We start from the raw sequence: 6,366 nt of genomic DNA, 5'->3' as shown, positions 1-6,366 counted from the left end.
CCACATCAAAGCTCTTACACCTCAAGCTAAAGGACGAATCGAACGCCTTTTCGGAACTTTACAGGATCGTTGGGTGGTGGAGTTACGGCTTCACTCGATTCATTCCATCGAGGAAGCGAATCGAATTCTTCCCCATCTCATTGAAAAACATAATCGACTCTTTGCGGTTCAGCCTGCTGATCCGGAACATGCATATGTCCCTTTGAGTGAAGGAGAGACACAATATGATCCTGTGCTGCCGTATTTTGACATGGCTGAGTACTACGCATGGCGTGAGTAGCAGCAAAAGAGGGCGAAGGAGAAGCGTGACATGAGAAAAATTAGTTGACATCACTCATCTGCCGATGAGGAGCGAATTTTCACCACATTATGGACTTGATCATCTTTTATTTCGTCTGCGTTTTTCTTTAGATAATTTTTTCCATCTATCTTTCTCTTCTAATTGTGCTTTTTTGTTTGTTTTCATATGTAAATATTCTAATTCTCTCATCATCTTCCTATAGTTATTCAAGCGATTCTCATCTAATTTTCCTTCTTTTACAGCTTGTTTAACTGCGCAATTCGGCTCATGTAAATGCTGACAATCAATAAACTGACACATGGACGATAATTGTTCAATATCTTCAAATGTATCTTTTAATCCCTCATCCGTTCCCCATAATTGCAGCTCTCGCATTCCAGGAGTGTCAATCATACATGCACCCTGAGGAAGGAAGAATAATTCTCTAAATGTAGTTGTATGCTTGCCCTTATCATCGCCTTGGCGTATTTCTTGGACCCTTTGTGTTTCCTCACCAAGTAAACAGTTAATCAAAGTCGATTTTCCCACACCTGAGGAACCGAGTAAAGCCGCTGTATTTCCCTCTTCAAGATAGCGATCTAATTCTTCTAGACCTTGTTTGTTGATTGCACTAACCACATGAATTGGCACACCTAACGAGATCAATTCTAATTGTGAAATTTTCTCTTCAATCACGCTGTTAGACACTAAATCTGCCTTGCTCAAGATAATGACCGGTTTTGCGCCGCTTTCCCATGCCAACATCAAATATCTTTCCATCCGTCGAAGATTAAATTCTTGGTTCAAGGAAGTCACTAAAAACACTGTATTAATGTTTGCAGCCACAATCTGCTCTTCCGTTTTATCCCCTGCCGTTTTCCGAGAGAATTTGCTGATTCGTGGCAAAACGGCATGAATCACTGCTTTTCCTTCACCTTTCCGTTCCTTAATGACAACCCAATCACCGACTACAGGGTAATCATGACGTCCTATCGCCTCATAACGCATTTTTCCGGTAACATCACCTAGACATTGGCCATGTTCAGTATAAACTCGATATATATGTTTATATTGGGAAACAATTCTCCCAACCGTATACCCCATAAGGCGAAAGGGCTCAAAATGAGCTTCGAAAAAAGAGTTCCATCCTAATTTTTTTAAATGCACTATGTTGTCCTCCTAATGTGTGTGTTTATCTGATAAATTCATACTACATATTTTCGGTTTTTCCTTCTATAGATGTTGTACGTCTGTGATATTGTCATATCGTAACGCTTCAGAGAAAATGTCACTATGGGACAGGAGAGAATCACATTGACCAAAAAAGAATTGAAGCGTTACACGGTAATCATGAAGCACATTAACGGGCTTATCACAGTAAGCGAAGCTGCGAATGAATTGAAGTTAAGTATTCGTCAGGTTTTTCGCCTTAAGAAAAAAATTTTGGAGGAGGGAGTAACCGGTTTGATTCATAAAAATCGTGGGCGAAAACCTGCACATGCTCTTTCGAAAGATACACTTCAATCCATTCAACAGCTTATGACTAGCGAACCTTATCGTCATTGTAATGACCATCATTTGGCTGAATTGTTGGCGGAGCATGAGGGGATTTTCGTGAGCCCTTCAACGATCCGTCGCATCCGCTGTCAATCCAATTTCCCACCTAAACGAAAACGGCGTCCCCCTAAAGCTCATCGTCCAAGAACCAGAAAACCCCAAGCCGGAATGCTGGTTCAAATCGATGCCAGCTTTCATCGATGGTTAGAAGATACCGAGCCTTTCGCATTACTGGCAGCCATTGATGATGCAACGGGAGAGATCATTTCTGCCACTTTTCGTCCTCGGGAGGATACAGAAGGGTATTTCCTTTTACTCAAACAGCTGATCGAACAAAAAGGAATCCCTATGAGTCTATACTCCGATCGGCATACCATTTTTCGTTCTCCCAAAGAGGATGCTTTGTCTGTGGAAGAGGAACTAGCAGGTGAAACCTCTCCCCTTTCTCAGTTTGGTGCTGCCTTGCAAGAATTGGGGATTACCCACATCAAAGCTCTTACACCTCAAGCTAAAGGACGAATCGAACGCCTTTTCGGAACTTTACAGGATCGTTGGGTGGTGGAGTTACGGCTTCACTCAATTCATTCCATCGAGGAAGCGAATCGAATTCTTCCGCATCTCATTGAAAAACATAATCGACTCTTTGCGGTTCAGCCTGCTGATCCGGAACATGCATATGTCCCTTTGAGTGAAGGACAAGACATCAATATGATCCTGTGCTATCGAGAGAAACGTACGATTGGCTCAGAGGAAACTATTTCTTACGGAGGAAAAACCTACAAGATCGCAACGAAGAACGACAAATTAACCATACCTGTGAAAACTCGTGTTGAAATTCGTGAAACCTTAAACGGAGAGCGGTTCATCTGGTACAAAGGGAAAAAATACCCGCTGGAAGAAGTGGAAAAACCCAACCGCCAAAATCCTCCTCAAAAAGAAAAGGCGAGCCATGCGAGGAGCCCTCACAAGCCCGCTGCCGATCATCCTTGGCGAGAATACAACAAACCTAGTAAAAGGGTACCACAACGGACTTGATTTGGCTATAGCAGTTAAGGAATACTGCTAAAATTCCTTTCACCCCTTATTCGCCTTCTATGCCTGGACCGCGAATGAATCAAGGGTGAGCGAAGCGAAGGCCTTGGGCCTTTACCCTTGATGAAATGAGCGGGCCAGCCCACAATCAAAACACAGGGTGAAAGGATAAACCATAATCGATGTGACAAATTCACTGACGCGTAAGTATGACATTTTCACTGACGCTTGACACCACGAGCCTACGCTCACAACCTGTACCGAAACAAGGGGGATCACGCCATGTTTTTCACATAAACCACTTTCCCTGCATCCCGTAAATCATACCCCCCTAAGGATTCCAACTCTTGTCGAAAGTCGGAAGAAGTGATAATCTCAATGAGCAACTTTCCTGCTTCGCTTTCATAAAACTCTTTTAAAAACAGGAGCTCATAGTGTTCTTCCGCCACTGGGATGAAGTCCAGATCCATCACCTTCGCTGCCGAATAGATGCCCAGTCCTACATCTGCAGCCCCCCCTTTCACCGCTACCGCCACACTGAGATGGGAGAGAGATTCTTGCTCATATCCGTACACTTCCGCCCTTGAAATCCCTTTCTTTCTCAGGAGATCATCGAACAAGAGTCTTGTCCCAGCACCGCGCTGTCGATTGATATAGATAAGCCGTTTATTGACGATATCGGTCACATCGTAGATCTTGTGAGGATTGCCTTTGGCCACAATCCATCCTTGCGTGCGATAGGCCAAATGAACGAGAACCGCCTCTTTTCCTTTGAGATATTTTTCAAGAAAAGGAATATTGTAACTTCCTGTTTTCTCATCAAAGAGATGAATGCCGGCCACATGGGCTTCTCCCTTTTGAATGGCAAGTATTCCTCCCATGCTTCCCACATGGGAAGAGATAATATGTCGTGAGGGGTCCCGACGGCGCAAATGGGATTGCAATAAATCGAGGGAGAGATCATGGCTTCCTGTAATGAGAATACTCCTTTCGATCTCCTCCACGGGACGATAAAGTTCAATTTCCGCCTCTTCTCCTTGCTCATAGCCGAGATGAGAGGGGGGAATGCGGAGTAAACCGTCGGCACGCACAAGGGACATGGTGACCCCCGCCGCACGTGTGAGAGGATTTGCAACATATTGCCCTTGGATAAAACCCACCGTCATGCGCACAAAATCTTCCGCCCCCATCACCGAAACCACCCTCCGTCCCATCTTCACTCTGAGCTTAGGACGGCTTGGTTCGATGAGTCCATAGTAGCGATATAAGAGAGGTCGTACGAACCATTCCAAACCAAAATAGGCAGAGACCGGATAGCCAGGGAGTCCGACGATAGGCTTTCCGGAAACCTCGCCTAAGACGACGGGTTTTCCGGGACGGGTCCCCACACCGTGTGTAAAAACCGTTCCCAACTCATGAATGACCTGATACGTAAAATCTTCGGTCCCGGCGGATGATCCGGCATTTAAAAGAACGAGATCATAATGTTCGACAGCCTCACGGACCCCCTCGCGGATCGCCTCATATTCATCTTGGACGATGGGCAGAATGGTCGGCTCAGCCCCCCATTCCTGCAGGTAGGCGCCGAAGACGGTGCCGTTAAATTCAATGATCTGTCCGCTTTCTACGTGCTCCGAAGGCGGGATTAATTCCGTTCCCGTAGGCATGATGGCGACTGCTGGCTTGCGCAGGACGGGAAGTGTGAGAATTCCACCGGCGAGGAGCGCTCCCAAGTCAACGGGACGAAGACGATGGAAGGCAGGAAACAACATCTCACCCGCGATTACATCTTCACCGATCGGGCGGATATGCTGCCATGGAGCCGCTGCCTCACGAATCTCCACCGTTTCCCCATCCACTTGATGCAGATCTTCCACCATGATCACTGCGTCAAATCCAGGGGGAATGGGATCTCCTGTATCCACAATTCGGTAATCCTTCTCCTTCTTAAGGCGAATGGGATTCAGTTCATTAGCAGTGAACGTTTGTTCTGCTCGGACTGCAATCCCATCCATGGCAGCGGCATGAAAGTTGGGCATGGAGACCTTTGCATAAATATCTTGTGCGGTTACCCTTCCCAATCCCGCCTGTGTGGGGATCCACTCGATCTTCCTTTCGAGGGTTACACGACGCAGAAAATCCTGCTGTGCTTCCATGAGCGGTTTATCTTCCAAATAGATTTTTCGCATTGACGCCACTCCTATTATCTCGTCTGATCCGTTACGAAGAATATCGTTTTACCCAAACTTTTTCACCGGTGTAAATTCCCTCTTTTTCTGCCGGAATCTCCATGATTCCGTCACTTTCAACCATCGTAAAGAGGAGACCCGACTTCCCGAATACAGGATCGGCCCAGAGTTCACCATCCTTCTGGACCAATTTCACCCGAAGATAATCACTCCGCCCGACGGCAGAGGCGAGGTTCTTCATAGCCTTGGCCGGGATTCGTGTTTCACGCTCCACTACCCTTTCTCCCGACAATCGTTTAAGAATCGGGAATCCAAAAAGCTCGAAAATGACCATAGCCGAAGCGGGGTGCCCCGGTAACCCAAGAATGGGTTTCCCCTCGGCCATCCCGAAAATCGTAGGTTTTCCCGGTTTTACAGAGACCCCATGAACCAGAATTCCCGGTTCCCCCAGCTCACTTAGGACCTTTACCGTATAATCCCGGGAACCTACCGAACTTCCTCCAGAAAGGATGAGGAAATCGACTTGAGGAAAGAGCTCTCTGACACGAGCCTTCATCTCCTCATACCGATCCTTCACGATCCCCTCATAGATCACCCTTGCGCCCCCGTTTTTCGCCATCGCTGTAATGGTAACTCCGTTCATGTCACGGATCTCCCCAGGATTTAACTTAGGTTGATCGAAGGGGACAATCTCATCCCCTGTGGAGAGAATGCCTACAATGGGTGACGGATATACCTTTACCGTTGCGATGCCCAAGGCTGCAAGTAAGCCTAACTCTTGTGGGCGGAGTCTTACGCCCTTCTCAAAGAGTAGGCTGCCTTTTTTCACATCATCTCCTGCTCGAATCACATTTTCGCCGGGAGCCACTTGTCGATACACATTCAAAAGATCTCCAATCTCCTCGGCATGTTCGATCATCACGACACTATCACAGCCTTCCGGCAGCATTCCCCCGGTGGGCACGTAATATGCCTCTCCCTCGTGACAAGTCTCCCGGCTCTCCTGTCCCATTTCGATTCTCCCTATTAAATCGAGGAAGATGGGGAGTGAATCGGAGGCCCCGAATGTCTCTTTCGCCCGTACGGCATAGCCATCCACCGTTGATCTCGTAAAGGCCGGGACATCCTCCCCAGCTACGATATCCTCTGCCAGAACCATGTTTAACGCCTCCAACAAGGGCATTGAGATCGGATCACGCAAGGGAAACACGTAATGATGAATGAGAGAAAGTGTCTCCGAAACCGACTTCACTTGAAAAAATTCCATCTACCATCCCTGCCCAACTGATTGTTTTTCGTCTGTTCTTC

The 6,366-nt window shown here is 46.9% G+C and carries 4 protein-coding genes and 1 pseudogene; 2 read left to right on the top strand and 3 right to left on the bottom strand.

The window, feature by feature from the left end; genetic code table 11:
• A pseudogene (locus THEAE_RS20520) lies at positions 1–205 on the top strand (ISNCY family transposase); the annotation flags it as partial.
• A 174-nt stretch (positions 206–379) separates the two neighbouring features.
• Here THEAE_RS20520 and rsgA read toward each other — a convergent pair.
• Positions 380–1,447 carry a ribosome small subunit-dependent GTPase A gene (gene rsgA, locus THEAE_RS0108945; RefSeq protein ID WP_028987221.1) on the bottom strand — a complete coding sequence of 356 codons (1,068 nt, stop codon included), beginning with the start codon at positions 1,445–1,447 and terminating at the stop codon, positions 380–382.
• 147 nt (positions 1,448–1,594) lie between these two features.
• On the opposite strand from rsgA, the gene THEAE_RS0108940 reads away from it, so the two are divergent.
• Positions 1,595–2,872, top strand: a complete 1,278-nt coding sequence (locus THEAE_RS0108940) for an ISNCY family transposase (protein WP_028987220.1) — start codon at positions 1,595–1,597, stop codon at positions 2,870–2,872.
• Positions 2,873–3,144: 272 nt separating this feature from the next.
• Here the strand turns inward: THEAE_RS0108940 and THEAE_RS0108935 are convergent, their stop codons facing one another.
• Together THEAE_RS0108935 and THEAE_RS0108930 are read right to left on the bottom strand one after the other, a co-directional pair.
• Positions 3,145–5,058: a molybdopterin biosynthesis protein gene (locus THEAE_RS0108935; protein ID WP_005588801.1), complete on the bottom strand. Its 1,914-nt coding sequence runs from the start codon at positions 5,056–5,058 to the stop codon at positions 3,145–3,147.
• Between the two features lie 31 nt (positions 5,059–5,089).
• Positions 5,090–6,325, bottom strand: a complete 1,236-nt coding sequence (locus tag THEAE_RS0108930; RefSeq protein WP_028987219.1) for a molybdopterin molybdotransferase MoeA — start codon at positions 6,323–6,325, stop codon at positions 5,090–5,092.
• Positions 6,326–6,366: the final 41 nt, after the last annotated feature.

The sequence above is a fragment of the Thermicanus aegyptius DSM 12793 genome (assembly GCF_000510645.1).
Taxonomy (GTDB): Bacteria; Bacillota; Bacilli; order Thermicanales; family Thermicanaceae; genus Thermicanus; species Thermicanus aegyptius.
Note: the sequence above shows the minus strand (reverse complement) of the source record. Positions and strands in the feature narration are given on the sequence as shown.